The sequence below is a fragment of the Eleftheria terrae genome (genome assembly GCF_030419005.1).
In the GTDB taxonomy this organism is placed as follows: domain Bacteria; phylum Pseudomonadota; class Gammaproteobacteria; order Burkholderiales; family Burkholderiaceae_C; genus Caldimonas; species Caldimonas terrae.
On record NZ_CP106952.1, the window covers coordinates 585,106 to 603,102 of the forward strand.

Below are 17,997 nucleotides of genomic sequence, written 5' to 3' on the forward strand. Positions count from 1 at the left end.
GCCTAGCCAGAACCGCTGCGCTGAGTTTTGTTAGCCGCTCTTAGAAGCAGTGCGCGGATTTATCCTCTTGGAAAGCAATATCAATGGACGATTTTCTTGACCTGGACAATCCTGACATCCAGGGCAGTGACGAATTGGAAGTCAAGATCAAGTACGAAGAAGAAGCAATTGCAGAAGTACGTGGCGACCAAAGCGATGCAGCGCTTCTCGAATCGCTTCAGATAAATAACGTGAAGCTGCGCGGTGACTGGACCGACGGGCGGCATCAGGAGTTGATGGCCGAGTGCAATGACGGCGTCAACATCCGAATTTCTCGAAACAATGCTTCGGACACATTCCAAGTGGGTGCACAAGCGGATGGCGTGCGCACGCTTCCGGAACTCCGGGAAGTCAGACCTCCCAATGACCTGAACGGTGCTCAACTGCTAGAGCTGTTCATGACACAGCATAATTTCTGGAGAATGTACGAACAGGCGGATTGCCAGCAATTTGCGCAAGCAGTGCTGGATCGTGTTCGCACGCATGGCGAAGCTGCTGGCGATGACGATGACGATGACGGATTCATGTAGGAATTTGCAGCGATAGAAAGGCACGGCTTGCCACGCAGAGGCGGCGCCGTGCTTTTCTTCGAGTGGCGTGAATGCGGCGCCCGTTGCCACCGGCGTTACGGCGTCGGTCGAGCATCCGATTTGGGAGAATCGGTCAGCCAGCAGGGTCAGAGTACCAAGTGCGCTTCAACACGCCCGCCCGCCAGCGGCGGGCCGACGCAACAACCACGGCATCACTCTCAAGTCAGTGCCGAGACCGTTGAGGCCAGGCCTGGTCCATTGCCGTCGGAGGAGGTCGGGCGCAAGCAGGTCGACACCCACACGAGGCAGGGTCGATGCGGGCTCGAACTTCTCGCGCAGAGGAGCGGGCCGCCGCGCACCGCAAGCGGCTGCCGCCACTCCGAGCACCGCCCTCCTACTGGCCTATGCCTCCACAGCGGCGTTGTGAACCGCTGCATTGCTCCCCGGTGCGAACTGCCCAGCGGCCGTGTTGAGTTGCATCGGCGTGGCAATCACCTCATGAAAAATCCGGCCGGTTTGATCTTCGTTATCGCTCAGGAGCCGCTTGGCAAGATCTTGCAGTTCCTTGACGTACTTGTCGTTCTGCAGGAAGGGGTGTTCACGTGCCTCGGCCAACGCACCTTCGAGGACGGCACCGAGCGCGTTGTTATTCAGCGTGGAAACCGACACGTCATTTTCCGGAAGAAGCCTCGCCAGCAGCTTGCTAGCCATTTCATGAACCGTGGTCAGCTTGCCACTCAGGCCCAACTCCTGCAACAGGCCATCGTAGTCTTTGCTGTAGTTCTCGGCAGCGCGTGGCTCAATGAAGTCCGCGTCCTCCTTGGCCAGGGCGTGCAACTCGCTTGACGCTGTCATGCCGCTTCCAGTCATCGTTTTCTTGACCCAGCTGAGCGTGTGGCCGGCGAACCCCTGCAGATCGAGCTTGTGGCCTTCTGTTTTCAGGAACAGATAGCGGTCATCGCCAAGCTTTGGCATCTGGACCAAAAGCTCCTTGTAGCCCTTGAGGAAACGGTAGTTCTCGGCAGCGGAGCCACCTTTCCCGTCCAGATGGGAACTCAACCGAGGCGTGCAGTGTTCCTTGAACGCCGCCTCGACCGCCTGTTCTTGTTCTGCGGTCAGCTTGATCATGTAGCTGCCCTTCTCGGTGGGGTGGTGCGCCCACGCGGCACAGAACAATGCTTGAAACGACTGTGGACTCCAATCTTCTTTTGCGGCGGAGAGCTGGTCGGCGGGCGAGCCGTTGTGAAGATGCTTGGCGAAGAAGGTGTTCCACTGTTCGGGCGACTGGAACGCCTCTTTGAAGATCTTTTCCTTCCGTGCATCGGACGCAACGAATTCGCTCAATCGGCTGGCGCGCGACCGGAGTACTTCGCCCACGGCAGTACCTTCTACCGGTGCGATTTCTTGGTTTGGCTGGTTTGGCATTTCTCAAGAGCAGATGGTGTTGGAACTAGGGGTTCAATCTCAGATTCCGCTGGTGCAATCTTTTCTCTTCCATGGAAGGGGCACTATGGGACAGGTTCTTCACGAAAGCGCCACGACGACAGAGGCAGTCCGTCGAGCAATACAGAATTGTCAAGAGTGTTCTGGTCAAGTCATAAGGGACACGATGATCGGATGAATGGGGTGCGCTACTGCTCCAGGACTGCGGCCGGCCTGTTCTGCAACTCGAACTTGATGGGCGAGCGGTATCCGAGGCTTGAATGCAACCGCGCGGCGTTGTAGAAGGTCACGATGTAGTCGGCCACGTCGAACATGGCCTCGGCGTGGTTGGCGTAGTCGCGCTGCCAGACACGCTCCATCTTCGGGTTCAGGAAGAACCGCTCCATGACGGTGTTGTCCCAGCAGTTGCCCTTTCTGCTCATGCTCGCGACAAGGCATGGCGTTGCAGCAACTGCAGGTGCTCGGCGCTGGCGTATTGGCTGCCCCTGTCGGAGTGCACAAGCAATCCGTGCGGCGGCTGCCGGCTCGCGATGGCCATCTGCAGCGCTTGGCAAACGAGTTCTGCTGGCATGGCGCAATCCATGGCCCAGCCCACGATCCTGCGCGAGTACAGATCCATGACGGCTGCCAAGTACATCCAGCCGCTACGCGTTCGGATGTACGTGAGATCGCTGACCCATGCCTCATTCGGCTTGCCGGGGTTGAACTGGCGATCCAGCACATTGGCGGCCACCGGCAGACCATGTTTGCTGTGGGTCGTGTGAACGAACTTGCGCTGCCACTTCGGAGTCAGCAGGTTGCCCTTCATCAGGGTGCGGCAACGATGCCGGCCGATGTCGATTCCCTGGCCTCGAAGGGCTGCGCTCAGGCGCCTGCTGCCATAGGTGCGGCCACTGGCTGCAAGCAGTGGACATCACAGCCAGATCGCTTCAAGGTCGATCCGATCCATCAAATGCCGGGGCTGAACACCTAGCGCGTTGAGCAGCCCACCTGAGTATGCTCACGCTCCTTGACCAGGGCTGCGCAGATCAGTGCGCCGCTTCAAGCAGGCGGCGCTAAGCTAGCGCCGCCTGCTCGGCGGCCAGCGCGTCCGCGTCGGCCAGCGCCCGCTCGAGATTCTGCAACGCTAACGCCACCGTGTCGCGGTTCACCTTCTGCAGTGACGCCGTATCGACACCCTTGCGGAGGATGCCGTGGGCCTTCAGCAGGTGCTTCGCGTTCGTGAGGCCACCGACGGCAAGCTTGAAATTCTTAGCTCCCAACCGATCGAACGCATCTTTCACCATCTGGTGCTTGTTAGAGCGGGCCTGTTCTTCTTGCGCTTTGCGGTGGGCGTGTTCCTGCCGGCGCTCTTCGATCTGTTCGGGGGTGAAGCTCTGCTTGTTCAGCATAATGTCCGTCAGTGTCTCCTTGTCGTAAGACGGGTACATGATCTCGATGGAATCAACCACCTTCGTGCTGTTGGTCCACCGAGGCTGCTTCTCCAAGATGTGCCCTTGCGACCCGGCGGCGGTGATATCCAACAGCGCACACTTCCCTGCCCCGCTGTTGCCTGTCAATGGCAGGGCGATGTCAGGACGCGTCCCTCCGCCGAGAATGCTCGTGTCCTGCTCGGTCCACGATCCCTCGTGCGTGCTTTTCAGCAGTTGATAAGTGCGCTCCTCGACGAGGTAGCCTGCAACCCTGTGCAGCATGGCCAGAGCACGATCCTTGGCATAGCTCTGCAGGCTGGCATCTTGCGCGTGCACGGCCTCCCGCGCCCGCCGGAATGCCGATTCATCGAAAGCGCCTGGCCAACCTGCAGCCTGCAGCGCCTTCTCGATGCCTTCGTTGTATTTATTCTTCTCAAGTTGCTTGCGGGCCTGCAAGGTGCGCACCTTCTGGAGGTCGTAGAACATCGCCTCGTTCTTGTCGACGGCCTGCCAGTCACGCTGGAGATCCAGCATGTGCATGAGATGTGAGCCGGTCGAATCCCAATTGTCAAACTCACCGCGTGTGAGCTCGCTGGCTGCCTGGTTCACATGCCGCGCCGCCGCCTCGGCAAAGGAGGCCACGGCCTGCAGCTGCATCTCCGCATCTCCGTTTTGCAGCGTGCGTGCCCCTGCCGACTTGTAGTGGACCAGGGTGGTGCCCTTGTACGTCTTCACCTTCTCGATATTCGCCGAGAACTTGTAGCCCTCGAAGGTGTCGATCTCATCGAAATCGTCCGACGCCTGCGACCCCTCGCCCATGACTTGGTCTGTCGAGGTGTTCTCCGCTTGTCCTTCAAGCGCCCCCGCACTCGCGATCAGCGCCTTCGCTCGGGCAATGACATCAGCCGCGCTCGTACTCCCATTCGCCCGCTCGATCAACCTGTTTGCAATGTCGACCGTGCGTTCGAGCCAATCGCGGCTTTTGCTCTCCGAGGCCGCCTCCAGCAACAGATTGCCGCCACTCAGGATCGTTTCCTCGTCGTACTGGTCATCCGCTTGCAGCAACCTCCTGCACACAGCGCTTGTCTGCTCCACGACCCACTCGCGCTGACCGGCATCGTTTTGCATCACCGTCTGAAGTTCCGTCAGCATGTTTCCATAGGCCTCATCTTTCTCGGCATTCTTCGCCCGATTCTTAGCTTGCTCCGAAATATGTTTACGGATCGGTGCCGGATCCTTGCCTGCGCGATGCACCACATCAACGAGACGTTGCAGCACCGCTGGATCGGTGACTTCTTGCCACTGCAACGACTCGAGCTTCTTTAGAACCTCCTGATGGACCCTATCGGCCTGACCCCCATCAAGCATGTCTGCCGCCGCATGAAGCAACCGATCGGCTTGATCGATTGACGCCTCGACATCCCCCAGATCCGAGGCCGTCGCCAACAGCGGCGAGGCTTCGTTCACAACCTCCTCCGCCTGTTGAGATGCCGATCCTTCCATGTCCGACCGGTCCCTCACTGCGGTTGCGTCCCCGTCGGTGCCTGCGTCACGTCCCAGCCCAGAGCCGAAGGCAACGGATTGGCCCGGCGAGATTGCGCGCCACCGGAGCACTTCGCCAACAGCAGTACCTTTTGCAGGTGCGATTTCTTGGTTTTGCATTTTTCAGGAGCGAATGAAGTTGGAACTAATTGGCCAGGGATTTGCTCACGTGGCCAAGGGCTGCCAGCAACGGCGTGCGGATATCGTCGGCAAGTTCCGAGACGTCGTGCACGACTTCGTCGGAGCGGAGGTAGTTCTGCAGTTCGTCGATTTGCTGTGCCGTGGACGGCTCGGCGGTCAAGTTCTTCACGACCGCCTGGATCTCCACGATCGCGTTGGCCGAGCGGGGGTGCTTGGCGGCAGCGATCTCGGTTGCTACCGATTTCAAGGAAGCTATTGCAGCCGCTCTTGCCGCCTTCCACTGCGCCATCGCATCGCGGGAACCGCCACGCTCGCTCGATCCGGAGGGGGAAGCCGCCAGCAACTTCTCGGTCTCGTCCAGGAGTTGCTGGGCCAGGACGAAGTCGCCCTTGCGCGCGGCCAGCCCCGCCTCGCTGGCCTTGGCCCGAATTTCCTGGGCCGCGGGCTTGACCTTCGGCAGCAAGGCTGCGAACCGGGCATTGAACGCGGCGCCTGGATCTACGCCGCCATCCGCGGCAGTGGCGTTCTCTGGCAGTGACGCCTCTTCGACAGCCTCGTCTTGTTCGAGCACCGTTTCATCAGGGCCGACCAGCACCACCTTGGTAATCTTGAAGCCGCATTCGCGCACCGGCAAACGCACCTTCTTCACCAGCCCGCTCACGGGCTTGTCCACCTGCAGCATCAGCTCGTTGCCGTTGTGGATCCAGGCCGTGCCGTGGGCGCCTGTCCTGGCTTTGGTTTCGTCCTTCAGCTTGGTGAACAACTTCTGGCCGGTCAGCTTGGGGCTCAGGGCCAGCACAGGCAGCCCGTCCTTGTCCGGCGCGTCGGTGAAACCGAAGGAAACCCGGCGAGTGGCGTCCTGCCGGCACAGCTTCAGCTGCTTCAGCAGCGTTGCGGGGTCGAGCAGCGCGCTGGCGGGCTCGTCCTCGTCTTCCTGCTGGGCCGCCTTCTTCGCCTCGAACTCGCTCAGTTTGCGCTGCTTGTTCACCGCCTCGTCCAGGCCCTTCAGGTAGCCTTTCAGCTCCTTGGTTTCCTCGACGCTCTTCCGCACCGCGGCAGCCTGCTTCTCGATCGCATCGAGCGCCAGCAATTGCTGCTTTGGCTCCTTGGCCAGCTCCAGATCCGCCATGGCTCGCGCCATCGCCTTGACCAGTCTTGAATCGCTCAGTTGCTGCCGTTTGGCAAACTGCATCCAATGCAACTCGCCGAGATGGTTGTCGGTCATGTGGTTCCTTGAAATGGGGTCGATCGGGTGGCCCCGTCTCCGCGGTGATACGTGGGTCAGGGCAGACGGCTTGCGCATCAGCTGAGCATCGAACCCATGAGTGAAAGTGCGAGCTCTAGAGTTCCCGCCTGCGTGGAAGGAGATCCCCATCACCCGTGGAGGTGCGGCTCAAATGGCGGGCCTGGGAACCCAGGAGGGCGCCCGATCATCGAGTAACGCTCTCTATGTGATGGGACGCGGGTAGCGCTCCAGCCCGGAGTGGGTAAGCGGATCGGACAGCAAGCGATCAGCGCTTTATGAAGGTGTACCCAGAACGGTCATCGGCATACCTAAACTCCCATTGACCGGCGGCGGCGGTGAAAATGTCCCCCTCGCTCGCCTTATTGATCCTTTCAGCGGTACCGTCACCAAACTTGCCGTCCAACTCCTCCCGTTCGAGGACCTCGCTGACTTCAGGAGGCGGCCGCGACGACTGCGCAGCCTCACGCGCGGCTTCAATGCCTCGCAGACGTCCTCTCGGCCACGAGCGGCCAGCGTCGCCGACACGTGATAACGGACCCGGCCTCCCGGGAGCTGCTCCTCCTGCAGCACTCTGACGTCCCGGTAGTTCGAGGCAGCCACCAGCACCTCAGCCTGCTTGAGGTCGAGTGCATGCGGGCCGCCCCGGCCCTTGCTGGTTGTCGGGGTACGACATGGCCACAATCGGGTAAGAGGGGGAACCGTCATGTACATCAACACCGCGCTTTGCCCCTCGCCGGCCTCGGACATCTTGATGGACTCCGTTCGCTGCCAGGACGCACTCGACGGCAACACGTCGCTGTAGCCGGCGATCAACTGCGTCGACCCTCTGGCCGCGCCCTGGCTGTTCATTGCCGGGATCACGATGCCGCGGTACAGGGTCAAGGGCTTCGTCCGCGGCTTCTCCTGTTCAACTGCGCTGCTGTGTCATAGAAACCTTCGCTGACTTGCCTGGCGGCCTCGTACTCCTTATCGGTCATATCGGTCTTGATGGCATTCCTGTCACGCTTGTTTGTGAGCGTACCGGAGCCACCGCCCGTGATGCGGCGGATCCACGTGTGTGGGTTCTCTTGGCCGAACAGAGGACGGTTCTCTGCAAAGAACTGGAGGTGACCCTTCGCGCAGTCGTAAGCCTCCGGATTGCCGTCAAGGACCTCGCCGGAGTCAATGGCTTGCATGATTTCAAGCTTCGTCTTCGCCGGCAGTGACGAATCCTTCAGCATTCCCTCAAGCTGTGCCTGTGGCACCTTCCGGCTTTCAAGCGCCCAGCCGCTCTGGCCGTCCGCTCCGGGTATGTAGATCCTCGGTCCTTGATCGGACGCCTGACCCGCGGCTCTGACCGCTTCCATCACCTTGCGGACGGCGGTCGTACTGTCATTCATTGGTGGTTCCTTCTGAAGGAGATGAGAGATCGGGGAATTAGCTCACGAGCCATTCGCCCGACCTGTCCCAGACATCGGCAGCGGCGCTTGGATGTCCTCGGGCCGTCACGCATGGCTGCGTCCCCCCTGGGTATCAAGGCTGTTGTGCCTTGTCCCGACCGATATCAGGACTGCCGGCGACAGTCATGACTTCATCTCCCATCGCTTGTCCCTCCGGCGCCACGGCGGAGATGTCAAGTGCCATCCTCTGAGCGGCCGTCAACGACCCAGGCCCAATTCCCTCGACATCTCGCCCTTGAGGCCGCCCCTTGACGCTGCCTCGGCGTGCGTCCACTCAGGGATGCACGTCGAGTCCACGAGTGAACTCGACACGCCAAGAGTTCCATCAGCGAAGCGCCGGCCCGACCAGGAATCCACGCTGCGCAGAGCAGCACTCCGGTGGGCCGGAGAGGAAGTCAATCCAAGGACGCCAGCAATGCGGCGAGTTCCGCATCCATGTCCGGCTCTTCAGGCGAGGCGTTCGCAGCCTCTGCCGGCGCCGGTGCGTCGGACGGCTCGCCGCCATCCAGTTGGGCCAGCAGGTCGTCCAGCGACACGTCATCCTCCGGCACAGCAGGAGCCGTGGCTTCTGCCGCCGCTGCAGCCCCACCCCCCGCAGCCACCATCCTGACTTCCACCGCCGCAGGCGAAGAAGCCGGCGCCGCCTCAGAAGCCGCCACTACCCCCGCCTGCATCACCGGCACCCCCGCCGCCCGCGACAACCCCGCCCCATTCACCGCCGCCAGCGCCTGCACCCGCACCGCCCCTTCGTTCTTCACCGCCAACAAGGGCTGCACGCCAAGCTCCCGCAGCGTCACCGCCATGTCCACCCGGATCAGCCGGTCGGTGCACGGCAGGGCGATCACGTCGCCCTCCTCGTCGCGCATCACCTGCATCGGCATGTCGCGCAGGCAGACGCCGCCGTCCTCCATCCACGCGCACAGTGCCACCAGCGCCGGATGTCCCCACAGCAGCGAACGCAATCCCGCGCGCGGGTCGAACTCCTCGAAGTCGAAGCTGTCGATGGGATCGGTCCGTCGACCATAGGCGTGGCGCAGCATGAAGCGCGGGCCGGCCAGGCACAGGAAGCCGGCTTCCGGCAAGCCGCGCAAGGCGGCCAGCGCCTCCCGCACCTCGGCCGGCGGCGGCTGGCGGCGGTCGGCCAGCGCGTCCGTCGCCATCGCGGTGAACACCGGCGCGCCGGCACGCGAGGCAACGCGGGCCAGACGCCCCAGCAAGGCCGCGTGCGTCGGCGTCGGCTCGAAGGCATGCAGCGAGGCAATGGCCGAATAGCCACCGTCGGCGGCGTCGCCGGGCTGGCTCACCAGCCAGCGGTACAGCCCGGTCTCGGCCAGGTCGTCGCTGCTCGCCAGGTCGGCCGCCAGTTCCGCGGCGCTCACGTCGAACAGATGCACCTCCAGCCGCGCACCCGTCTCCAGCTGCCTCAGCAGCAGGTCCACGCCCCGCCACAGCGATTCGAGCTGCTGGAAGTCGCGGTCGTGCAGCACCGCCCGCAGCCCGTCGGCCATGGCTTCGTCCACCGCGCGGAGCAGCTCGGGCAGCTGCGGCGATGGCGCCGGCCGCACGAAGGGGCCCACCACCCGGCGCAACAAGCCGTCGAGCCCACTGCCTGAGGCTTCGTCGGCCGCAGCCGCGGAGCGACTGCCAGCTGCAGAGGCACCCGTGCGCGGACGCTGCACCAGCCGGGCGAAGTCATCCAGCCCGGCCGCGGCCGGGCCGGGCACCGACTCGGCCCGGCCCGGCCGCAGCGCGGCCCGCGACAGGGGTCGGCCGGCATCCTGCGCCCATTGCTGCAGCTCGGCCGCGGCCGCGTTGAAGGACGAGGGCTGCACCAGCCGCTGCCTCAGCTGGCGCAGGGCCGCGAACATCGGCAACTCGCGGATCAGTGCGTCGGGATGGAAGTCGTCGAGCGAGCGGATCGTCACCGGCACGGTGGAGCCCGCAGGGCCGAGCGGCAGGGCCAGGCGCAGGCCGGCCCGCTCGATGGCGTCGTCCAGCGTGTCGAAGCTGACGTCGCGCGGGCGCCGTGCGGCCAGCGCGGCACCGGTGTCGAGCCGGCCGGCCAGCGCGCCGGCGCTGAAGTCGCCCAGCAGGGCGATCCGCAAAGGCCGGCGTTGCGACCACTGGGGGGGCGTCGAGTCGAGGCGCCCGACGTTGAGGGTGAGTGTGCTCATGGCGTTTCCTTGGCCGGTCGAGGAGGATGGAGACGTCGCGGCGCCGGGCGGCCGCGCCTCATGCACGCACCGCCCAGAGTTCGAGTTCCAGACCGGGGAATTCTCCGCCGACATGCAGCGCCAGGTCGCCCGAGCGCTCCAGCTGCCGCCACAAATCATTGCCGCGGGTGTCCAGCTCGAAGTACGAGAAGCCGGCGTGGAAGGGAATCTGCCGCGGCACCACCGGCAAGGCCCGCAGGGGCACGCCAGGCAGCTGCAGGTTCACCAGGTTGCGGATCTGCTCCACCGTGCCGATCTTCACCTGCGCCGGGAAGCGCGAACGCAGTGCCTCGGTGGGCATCTGCGCCGCAGCGGCCAGCACGAACTGCGCGTTGCGCTGCATCTCGACATCCGGCACCAGCGCCATCCGCACCCCATGCTTGGCCTCCTGCAGCGGGATGGCGATCGCGCCCTGCTCCAGCACCAGCGACAAGGAGCGCCGCAGCACGTCCATCAGCGCCTGGAAGCAGCGTGCCGGATCGTCGTGCACATACACCGGCAGCGGGGCGGGCCGCCGGGCGCCGTCGAAGGCCGCCAGGTCGCCCGCCAGCGACGCGCCCCAGCTGTACACCGCGGAGGGGTGCAGCACCGAGCCCTCCAGCCACCGGTGCAAGGCCGGCTCGTGGCGGTTGACGCAGCCGAGCAGCAGGAAGTCGGCAATGTCGCTGACGCCGGAGCTGCTCGGCTGGGCCAGCCGCGCGGCCAGTGCGTCGCCGCGCTGGCGCAGCAGCCCGCGCAGCTCGCGCAGGTGGCCCGCGAGCAGGTCGTTGCCCAGGGCATCGAGGGTGGGCGGGATGTACTGCGTGTCCAGCACCACCTGATGGTCGGCACGCCGTTCACGCACCCGGCACACGCCGAGCGCCACATGCCCGTCGCCGCAGTCGCGCGCGAGCATCAGCCGCAGGTGGGGGCGCCCCAGCTGCAGCCGGGCCACCCGGGTGCCGTTGACATTGCTGTCGGCCACCTCCGCCTCGTCGACCAGGTAGCGCAGCGGGGCCTCGCCACCGGGCTCCTCCGCATTGGTCTCGGCCAGGCCCGGGCGGGCCAGGGCGAGTGCCAGCACTACCAGCTCGTCGCGCGCATCGGGGGGCACGTCCAGCGCCACCGGCGGCACGTCCTCGCCGGGCAGCGCGATCGCCACGCCGTCGGGCATCAAGCCACGCGCACGCAACAGCGCAATCTTGCCGAGCGCCAGGGCGCTGCGGTCGAGCTGCAGGTCCAGCCATCCCCAGGCATAGGGCAGCAGCGCGGTGAGCCGGGCCTGGCGCTGGTACGCATGATGGCGATCATGCTGCTGGAAGTGTTGGGGTTGGAGGAAGGTGCCTTCCGACCAGATGACGTTTTGATGCCAGGGCATGAGAGGGGTCCGGGAAATCAGGAAAGGTGAGGACAGGGGAAGCGGGCAGCGCCTCAGCGCAGGCCGTAGAAACGGTGGTCGATCCAGGCCAGCCGCAGCGGCAGCTGGCGCGCGTGGCGCTGGTCCTGGGAGCGCGCACGCAGCGCCGGGCGGCCTTCCAGGTCCACGCACTCCAGCAGCCGGCCGCCGGCCAGCGGCTGCAGGGCAAAGCAGGCGGCGGACGGCGTGTCCCACTGCCAGGCCTGCCCGTCGGGCGCGTGCAGGAGGGCCGATCGCAGGCGGTCGTCCTGCTCGGCGTCGTCGCACTGGTACGCGATGGCCAGCTCCTCGCGGGCCAGCCGGGTGGCAGACAGCCAGGGCTCCGCGTCGCCGCGGTTGAGTGCCAGCGCAATGCCCTCGACGAAGGCCAGCGCCTGCGCCTGCAGCACCGGCGTGGGGGCGGTCGCCGGCGCGGTCAGCCAGCTCCAGCGCGGGAACTCCAGCGGCAGGTCCACCTGCTGCCGAAGGGGCGCCGTGGGCGCTGCGGGCGCGCCATCGGGCGCATCCTTCGGGGCCCAGGCCAGCCGGGCCAGGGCGCGGGAGCGCTCGCCGCCGGCCGCGTCGCCGATGCGGGTCAGGTGCAGTTCCAGCGAGGCACCGACCACCGCGGCGTGGGCGGCGGGCGGGTCGCCTGGCAGCGGGTCGATGCGCAGCTCCAGCGAGTTGGGCCCGCGCACCATGAACTCGTGCACCGCCAGGCAGGCCCGCGGCCTGTCGGGGCTCACGCGGGCCACCGGGACGCCGTTCAGGCCGGCCTGGGCGTGACAGCCGGTGGCTTCCAGCCGCAATGTCAACAAGCGCTTCATCAGGTCCAGCTCCATTCGACAAGGCTCACGCCGGGCATCAGGTCGAGCTGCTGCTCCAGCCGGCCGGTCCAGGGATCGGTCTGGGACACGCAGAGCGTCACCGGCTCCAGCACCGCCTCGAAGTACCACTCCAGCCCGGCGCCCTCCTGCCGTTCGCGCAGCCCGGTCCGCCCGAGCAAGGCGGGCGGCTCCCCGGCCCAGCTCCACTGAGCCAGCACCGCGCGCGGCACCGCGTCGGCTTCGGCCGACAGGCTGAGCGGCAGGCGAAACTCGAGCTGCGGGGTCGGCGAGGACGCTTCCTCGCCGGCCTCCCAGTCCAGCCGCCAGTCGGCCCGCCCGTCGATGCGCAGCTGCAGGGCCGTGCGGGTGTCGCCCAGGCGCACGGTGCCGGAAAGCGCCAGGGCCAGCTGGCAGGCGCACAGGTCGAGGTGGCCCGCCACATGCAGCTCGGGGGGCGCGCCCCAGGCCGCTTCGGTGGATCGATAGCCCCAGGTCATGCCGGCCTCGCCGACCAGGGCTTCGGGCCTTGCCTGCAGCCGGGCACCGCTCATCCCCTCGACCTGCTCCCACTCGTTGAACAGGCGTGCCAGGCCCTGCTGCAGCTGCTCATCCAGCAGCGCCAGGCCGCGCTGCCAGTGCGCGGTGTCGTCGGGCTCCCCGTCCGTCTCCAGGGTGATGCGGCGCAGTGAGGCGCCCGGCCGGCCCTCGGGGAGGTTGGCCGTCCGCGGCCAGGCCAGCGCCGGCGGCGCCTCGCGCCGCCAGGCGAGCAGCCGCTGCGCGCAGGGGTAGAGCGCCAGCCAGGTCGATTGGCGCCCCCACGCATGGCCACGCTCACGCAGGCCGCAGCTCTCGACGGACAGGGCCTGCAGCAGCGGTTCGCGCGCCACGGCCAGGCCCTCGGGCAAGGCAACGACCGGCAGCGGGCAGCCCCAGTCGAGGCCCTGCACGCCGCGGCGCAGCTCGACGCCGGCGCTGCTGCCGTGGCGGATGGCCGGGTGCTGGTCGGCCGCGCAGGTGCCCAGCATGCGGGTGCGCAGCCGCAAGGTGCTGCCCTCGGCCGCCGAGGCCGCACCCGGCAGGTGCAGCCGCGGCGGCAGCGGCAGGTCGGCGGTGGACGACCAGCGCGGCGGCGGACCGCCCGAAGGCTCGCGATGCCACGCGCCACCGCGGTAGCGGTACTGCAGCTGTGGCGATGCCCGGCCCTCGTGCAGCCGGTCGATCTGCAGCATCAGCACATCGCAGGCACAGCCGACCGACAGCGGAATGCGCGGGCCCAGGCTGCCCACGCTGCCGCAAGGGCCCAGCCTCTCGTCGATCCGCACCATGGCCTGCAGGAGCGCCTGCGGCGCGAGGCCGGGCGGCTTGCTGCCATGCTGGATCGCTTCGACCGCCTGCCGGCCGAGCTGGTAGGCCTTGGTCGCCTCGGCCGCCGGTCCCTCCAGGATCTGCAGTGCCCAGCCATGGCCGGGCTGCCGTTCGAAGGCCTCGCCGAAGACCAGGCTCAAGGCCAGGTAGCGGCCCATGGACACGGCATGCGAAAGGCCGCAGGCCTGCGCCCGCTGCCAGGTCCGCAGGATCAGTGCCGGCTCCAGCACGCCCTCGTGCTGCACGGCTTCGGCCACGGCGGCGCCGATGTGCGCCAGGTCGTGCTCGCGGGTGCGCGCCTCCAGCCGGAGCTGTTGCGGATGGTTGAGCCGGATCATGTGGCCACCTCGTGCCGCTCGGTGCGCCGGCGGCCGTGCGACATCCGGTGATGGGTCCAGGTCGCGCCCGTGTTCCACCAGAGGGAGGCGAGCCCGTCGAACAGCTCGGCCTCCTGGGCCCGGTCGGCCAGCGGCAGCAGCTCGCGCAGCAGCGCGGGGTCCAGCCAGTCCAGCGCGATGGCCTGGCCATCGGGCAGGACAGCCTGGACGCGATCGCGCGCCCAGGCCCGCATGGCCAGCGGCGCCAGTGGCGACCGCAGCAGCACCCCCCAGTCGCCCTGTGCGGGTGCCGCGGCGGCCAGCAGCCAGTCGGTGAAGGCGCTTTGTGGCGCCAGGGCCAGCAGGTAGGCCGCCTGCGCAGCCCGGCTGTCGTCGAGGGCGCCGCGGGCCAGGCATTCGTACCCGGGCAGCTCGCCGGCCTGGCGGGCCGCGGCCAGCCGGTCCAGCACACCGGGCATGCGCGAGGCCTGCAGCACGGCATAGACCCGCAGCTGCGGGTCGCGCCAGAGTGCCTCGCGGAACTCGGCAAGCGACAGCGCCGCATCCCCGGCGGGCGCGGCCGCGCCGGTGATGCTGTCGGTCTCGAGCACCGTGTCGGTGTCGAACGCGGTGACGATGACGGTGTCGAGGTTCATGGCCGTCCCCCGGTGAGCGGATCGACATGGGGCGGCATCGCATCCAGCGGCTTCGGCTTGGCCGGCGTCGCCGGTGTCGCTGGCGGCACCACGCCGGGCACACCGCCTTTGGGCATGGGGAACAGCCCGCCCACGATCGACACGCCTTCCGGGCCGATGGTGATGAAGGAGCTGCCCACCCGCAGGCTGATCTGCGTTTGTGCCTCCAGCACCAGCGACAGCGCCTGCAGGCTCAGCTGGCCGCCGCTGCCCAGGTGCGCGGCCTGCCCGGCGTCGAGGTGGAGCCGGCCGTCGGTCTGCAAGCTGACCGGGCCTTCCGCCTGCAGCGTGAGCGCGCCGCCCGCTTTGGCATCGATCGCGCCGCCCAGCCCCAGCAGCAGGTCCGCGCCGAGCGAAGCATGCACGTCGCCGTCCAGGCGCAGGCGGCATTCCTGCCCCACGCCCAGCTGCAGGTCGCCGCCCACCTCGGCGCGGCGGCGACCTTCGACATGGCAGGACTCGTCATGCAGCACGGTGTGCCGGTGGTCGCGGCCCACCCAGTGGTGCAGGTCGCGCTGCGCCTTCAGCCAGACATGTTCCTCGCCGCGCGCGTCCTGGAAGCGCAGCTCGCTGCCGCTGTCCGGGGTGCCGCCCCGGCTGGAGCGCGTGCGCACGCCGGCGACGGTGGCCCGCTCCGGCAGCGGGTAGGGCGTGGGGTTGGCGCCGTTGTAGACGCGGCCGGTGATGATGGGCCGGTCGGGCCAGCCGTCCAGGAACTCCACGATCACCTCGTCGCCCACGCGCGGCAGCGCGACCATGCCGAAGCCCTTGCCGGCCCAGGGATGGCTCACCCGCACCCAGCACGAGCTGCGTTCATTGCGCCGCCCCTGGCGGTCCCAATGGAATTGCACCTTCACGCGGCCATACCGGTCGACATGCAACTCCTCGCCGGCCGGCCCCACCACCACCGCGGTCTGCGGCCCGTGGATGCGCGGACGAGTGGCCTCCAGCTGCGGCTGGAAGGCCAGCGCCTTGGGCACCGCATTGAAGCGGCAGCTGTAGCTGGTGCTGCGCGCATCCGTGTTCGCCTCGTAGCCGGCGAAATCCATGTCGGCCACCGCGCCGGTGACCAGGTAGGCGCCCGCATCGTCATGGGCCGCGAAGTCGAAGGTCTGCCCGGCCGTCAGCGCCCGGTAGGGCGAGACACCGGTGGCCACGCTGGCCAGCGCGTCGAAACGGTCGACCTCCCGGCGCACGCGGGCGTCGCCGGCGGCGCGCTTGTCTTGCAGCCGGGCCGTCATCGCCAGGTCGTCATGCCCACCGGGCCAGGCGTAGCGCTGGTGCTCGCCCACCGTGCGGCCCATGCCGCTGCGGCGGGCCCGCTGCATCAGGCTGGACTCGGGCAGCTCGGCAGCGAAGTCGGTGGCGGCGGCGCCCAGTGGCTGCAGCGTGTGCGCACGCGCCCACTGCAGCACCACGTCCTCGCGCAGCGCGCTGTTGCCTTGCGCCTCGTTCCATCGCAAGGTGCCGGCCGGGGTGGGCCGGTGGCTGGCGCTGCCATTGCACAGCACCAGCACATGCCGCTCACGCTCATGCCGGAAATGAAAGTACAGGCCTTCATCCTCCATCAGGCGGAGGATGAAATTGAAGTCGCTCTCGTTGTACTGCACGGTGTAGGGGCGCCGGGCAAAGTTCGCATCGCCCAGCCGCTGCTCCACCGGGCCGGCGCCGGGGTAGGCGGCGAACACCGCCTTCAGGATGTCCAGCACCGTCATGTCCTGGAAGATGCGGCAGTCCGAACCGAGCGTGAGCTGCCACAGCCACGGCCGCAGGACGACCCGGTAGGCGTCGAAGCGCCCGGTGTGGCCGCTGCGCTCGACCTGCACGATCAAGCCATGCAGGAAGCGCTCCTGTTCATCGTCCAGGCGCAAGGCCACCGCGGCCGGCTGGCCCAGCAGCTCGTCCGGCCGCAGTGGCGCCTTCTGGCTGGAGCGCAACAGCTCGAGCCGGAATTCCGGCAGGCGGCCCAGCTCCTCGCGCAGCTGCAGGCGGCGGAACAACAACTCTTCGCCCGGCAGGGGACCGAGGAAGCGGGCTTCGTTCAAGGCATCTGTCGTCGACATGGCGCTCGCCTCACTCGAAAACGCGGCATGGCGCGCTGGCAGCGCCGTGCTCGGCGCCGGGGCGGGTCAGCGGGTGGCACGGGGCGCGCAGCACGGCAGGGTGGATGGTGTGGTTCATGCGAAGGAGGCCTGCCCGCCCGGAGGCGAAGCGGGGCGGTCGGTTGGAAGGGAAGATGAAGGGGCGGCACCGCCGGCCGGTGGCGGCGGGCATTCGCCGGCGCGCCGCTCGGCATCCAGCAGCAGCTCGTCGCCATGCCACTCGCGCGGGCGCACGCCGAGCCAGAGGCACTGGCCCAGGCCCAGGCCGGCACCGGGCGCCGCCCGGCCCAGGCGCGGGCGGGGCACTTCCTGGCGCTCGAGCACCAGGCGCAGCTCCCAGTCCAGCTCCAGGCCGACCCACTGGCGCACCATGGCCCGCAGCCGCTTCAACTCCGCGCCGCCCGGCAGGAAGCTGCGGTAGCGCTGCAGCGTCAACGGGCCGAGCACGATGCGGAACCGGTGCTGCACATCCCACACCGTCCGGCCCAGCGCGGCGCCGCGCCCCAGGGCGCCCTCGGCACCCGCCGGCCCGGCCGCGGGCAGGCCCCGCAGCCGCATGCACGCCTGCGGCGGCAGCGTCACCCAGTGGCCGACCCAGGGCTCGATACGCACCGCGACCCCGAACACCGACCGGCACCAAGCCTGCAGCCCGTCTGCATCGCGCACCTGGCGCGACAGGCGCCCGATGAAGGCCAGCTTGGCATCGTCGCCCAGCGCATCGCGCTGCGACAACGCCGGCAGCCCCAGCCCTGCCCAGGCACCCAGGCGCGCGGCCCAGCGCGCCGGGCCGTCCGGGCGGTCCACCGCGAGCACCGGCTGCGCCTGTGCCCAGGCGCGGTAGAACTGCAGCGCGAAGCGGTGCGTCAGCAGGTCCAGGAAACGCTGCAGCACGGGGTCGGCGTGATGGCGGTCGCGTTCACGCGCGAGCTCCGTCAGATGCAGGGGCAGCGGGCCGTTCGGGCCCACCAGGCCGAAGACGCGCTGCAGCAGCCGGGGCACCGCCTCGGCCTGGGCGATGAGGGCCTGCACCGGTGCCGGGGCAAAGTCGAGCTCCGCGCCCTGGCCGATGCGCAGCGGCTCGTCGCCCGGGCGCAGCGCCTCGCCCAGCCGCGGCAGCGCCGGATGGGTCGCCTCCCAGCGGCGCAGCAGCGCGAACAGATCCTGCTGGTGGGGCCGCGCCGCTGCCTGCCGCAGCCAGGCAGCCGGATCGGCGACCGGCCCGGCGGGAGGCGAAGGCCAACTCGAAGCCGAAGCCGGCCGTGAAGGTGCCAGCCCGGGCGAAGGCGGAGGGGGCATGCCGGTCATCGCGTC

At 67.7% G+C, this 17,997-nt stretch carries 12 protein-coding genes and 1 pseudogene; 1 reads left to right on the forward strand and 12 read right to left on the reverse strand.

Annotated elements, in window-relative coordinates:
- The first annotated feature begins 83 nt into the window (after positions 1-83).
- A complete protein-coding gene (locus tag N7L95_RS26570; RefSeq protein ID WP_301260640.1) occupies positions 84-569 on the forward strand; it encodes a hypothetical protein in 486 nt (161 codons plus the stop codon).
- Between the two features lie 402 nt (positions 570-971).
- Here N7L95_RS26570 and N7L95_RS26575 read toward each other — a convergent pair whose 3' ends face one another.
- The 12 genes and pseudogenes from N7L95_RS26575 to tssG all read right to left on the reverse strand — a co-directional run bounded on the left by N7L95_RS26575 (position 972) and on the right by tssG (position 17,991).
- On the reverse strand, positions 972-1,946 hold the full coding sequence (locus N7L95_RS26575; protein ID WP_301260641.1) for a hypothetical protein: 975 nt from the start codon (positions 1,944-1,946) through the stop codon (positions 972-974).
- A gap of 254 nt (positions 1,947-2,200) precedes the next feature.
- A pseudogene (locus tag N7L95_RS26580) lies at positions 2,201-2,910 on the reverse strand (IS3 family transposase); the annotation flags it as partial.
- Positions 2,911-3,067: 157 nt separating this feature from the next.
- Positions 3,068-4,891 carry a hypothetical protein gene (locus tag N7L95_RS26585; RefSeq protein WP_301260642.1) on the reverse strand — a complete coding sequence of 608 codons (1,824 nt, stop codon included), beginning with the start codon at positions 4,889-4,891 and terminating at the stop codon, positions 3,068-3,070.
- Between the two features lie 220 nt (positions 4,892-5,111).
- Positions 5,112-6,332: a hypothetical protein gene (locus N7L95_RS26590; protein ID WP_301260643.1), complete on the reverse strand. Its 1,221-nt coding sequence runs from the start codon at positions 6,330-6,332 to the stop codon at positions 5,112-5,114.
- An 899-nt stretch (positions 6,333-7,231) separates the two neighbouring features.
- Positions 7,232-7,732, reverse strand: coding sequence for a hypothetical protein (locus tag N7L95_RS26595; RefSeq protein ID WP_301260644.1), 501 nt, complete (start codon positions 7,730-7,732; stop codon positions 7,232-7,234).
- Between the two features lie 455 nt (positions 7,733-8,187).
- Positions 8,188-9,966: a type VI secretion system contractile sheath domain-containing protein gene (locus N7L95_RS26600; RefSeq protein ID WP_301260645.1), complete on the reverse strand. Its 1,779-nt coding sequence runs from the start codon at positions 9,964-9,966 to the stop codon at positions 8,188-8,190.
- Positions 9,967-10,024: 58 nt separating this feature from the next.
- A complete protein-coding gene (gene tssK / locus N7L95_RS26605) occupies positions 10,025-11,362 on the reverse strand; it encodes a type VI secretion system baseplate subunit TssK (protein ID WP_301260646.1) in 1,338 nt (445 codons plus the stop codon).
- 53 nt (positions 11,363-11,415) lie between these two features.
- Entirely contained in the window at positions 11,416-12,207 is a 792-nt protein-coding gene (locus N7L95_RS26610; protein ID WP_301260647.1) for a hypothetical protein, read from the reverse strand.
- Positions 12,207-13,910: a hypothetical protein gene (locus tag N7L95_RS26615; RefSeq protein ID WP_301260648.1), complete on the reverse strand. Its 1,704-nt coding sequence runs from the start codon at positions 13,908-13,910 to the stop codon at positions 12,207-12,209. The genes N7L95_RS26610 and N7L95_RS26615 overlap by 1 nt, the downstream gene beginning before the upstream one ends.
- Complete coding sequence (locus N7L95_RS26620; protein WP_301260649.1) at positions 13,907-14,545, reverse strand: DUF4123 domain-containing protein; 639 nt, start codon at positions 14,543-14,545, stop codon at positions 13,907-13,909. The genes N7L95_RS26615 and N7L95_RS26620 overlap by 4 nt, the downstream gene beginning before the upstream one ends.
- Positions 14,542-16,647, reverse strand: coding sequence for a type VI secretion system Vgr family protein (locus N7L95_RS26625; RefSeq protein WP_301260650.1), 2,106 nt, complete (start codon positions 16,645-16,647; stop codon positions 14,542-14,544). Before N7L95_RS26625 ends, N7L95_RS26620 begins: the two co-directional genes overlap by 4 nt.
- Positions 16,648-16,761: 114 nt before the next feature.
- Positions 16,762-17,991, reverse strand: a complete 1,230-nt coding sequence (gene tssG / locus N7L95_RS26630; RefSeq protein ID WP_301260651.1) for a type VI secretion system baseplate subunit TssG — start codon at positions 17,989-17,991, stop codon at positions 16,762-16,764.
- Positions 17,992-17,997: the final 6 nt, after the last annotated feature.

Bases quoted from the DNA above. Each gene is read 5' to 3' on its own strand.
- N7L95_RS26570 (WP_301260640.1), top strand. From the start codon at position 84: ATGGACGATTTTCTTGACCTGGACAATCCTGACATCCAGGGCAGTGAC.
- N7L95_RS26590 (WP_301260643.1), bottom strand. From the start codon at position 6,332: ATGACCGACAACCATCTCGGCGAGTTGCATTGGATGCAGTTTGCCAAA.
- N7L95_RS26595 (WP_301260644.1), bottom strand. From the start codon at position 7,732: ATGAATGACAGTACGACCGCCGTCCGCAAGGTGATGGAAGCGGTCAGA.
- N7L95_RS26600 (WP_301260645.1), bottom strand. From the start codon at position 9,966: ATGAGCACACTCACCCTCAACGTCGGGCGCCTCGACTCGACGCCCCCC.
- tssK (WP_301260646.1), bottom strand. From the start codon at position 11,362: ATGCCCTGGCATCAAAACGTCATCTGGTCGGAAGGCACCTTCCTCCAA.
- N7L95_RS26610 (WP_301260647.1), bottom strand. From the start codon at position 12,207: ATGAAGCGCTTGTTGACATTGCGGCTGGAAGCCACCGGCTGTCACGCC.
- N7L95_RS26615 (WP_301260648.1), bottom strand. From the start codon at position 13,910: ATGATCCGGCTCAACCATCCGCAACAGCTCCGGCTGGAGGCGCGCACC.
- N7L95_RS26620 (WP_301260649.1), bottom strand. From the start codon at position 14,545: ATGAACCTCGACACCGTCATCGTCACCGCGTTCGACACCGACACGGTG.
- N7L95_RS26625 (WP_301260650.1), bottom strand. From the start codon at position 16,647: ATGTCGACGACAGATGCCTTGAACGAAGCCCGCTTCCTCGGTCCCCTG.
- tssG (WP_301260651.1), bottom strand. From the start codon at position 17,991: ATGACCGGCATGCCCCCTCCGCCTTCGCCCGGGCTGGCACCTTCACGG.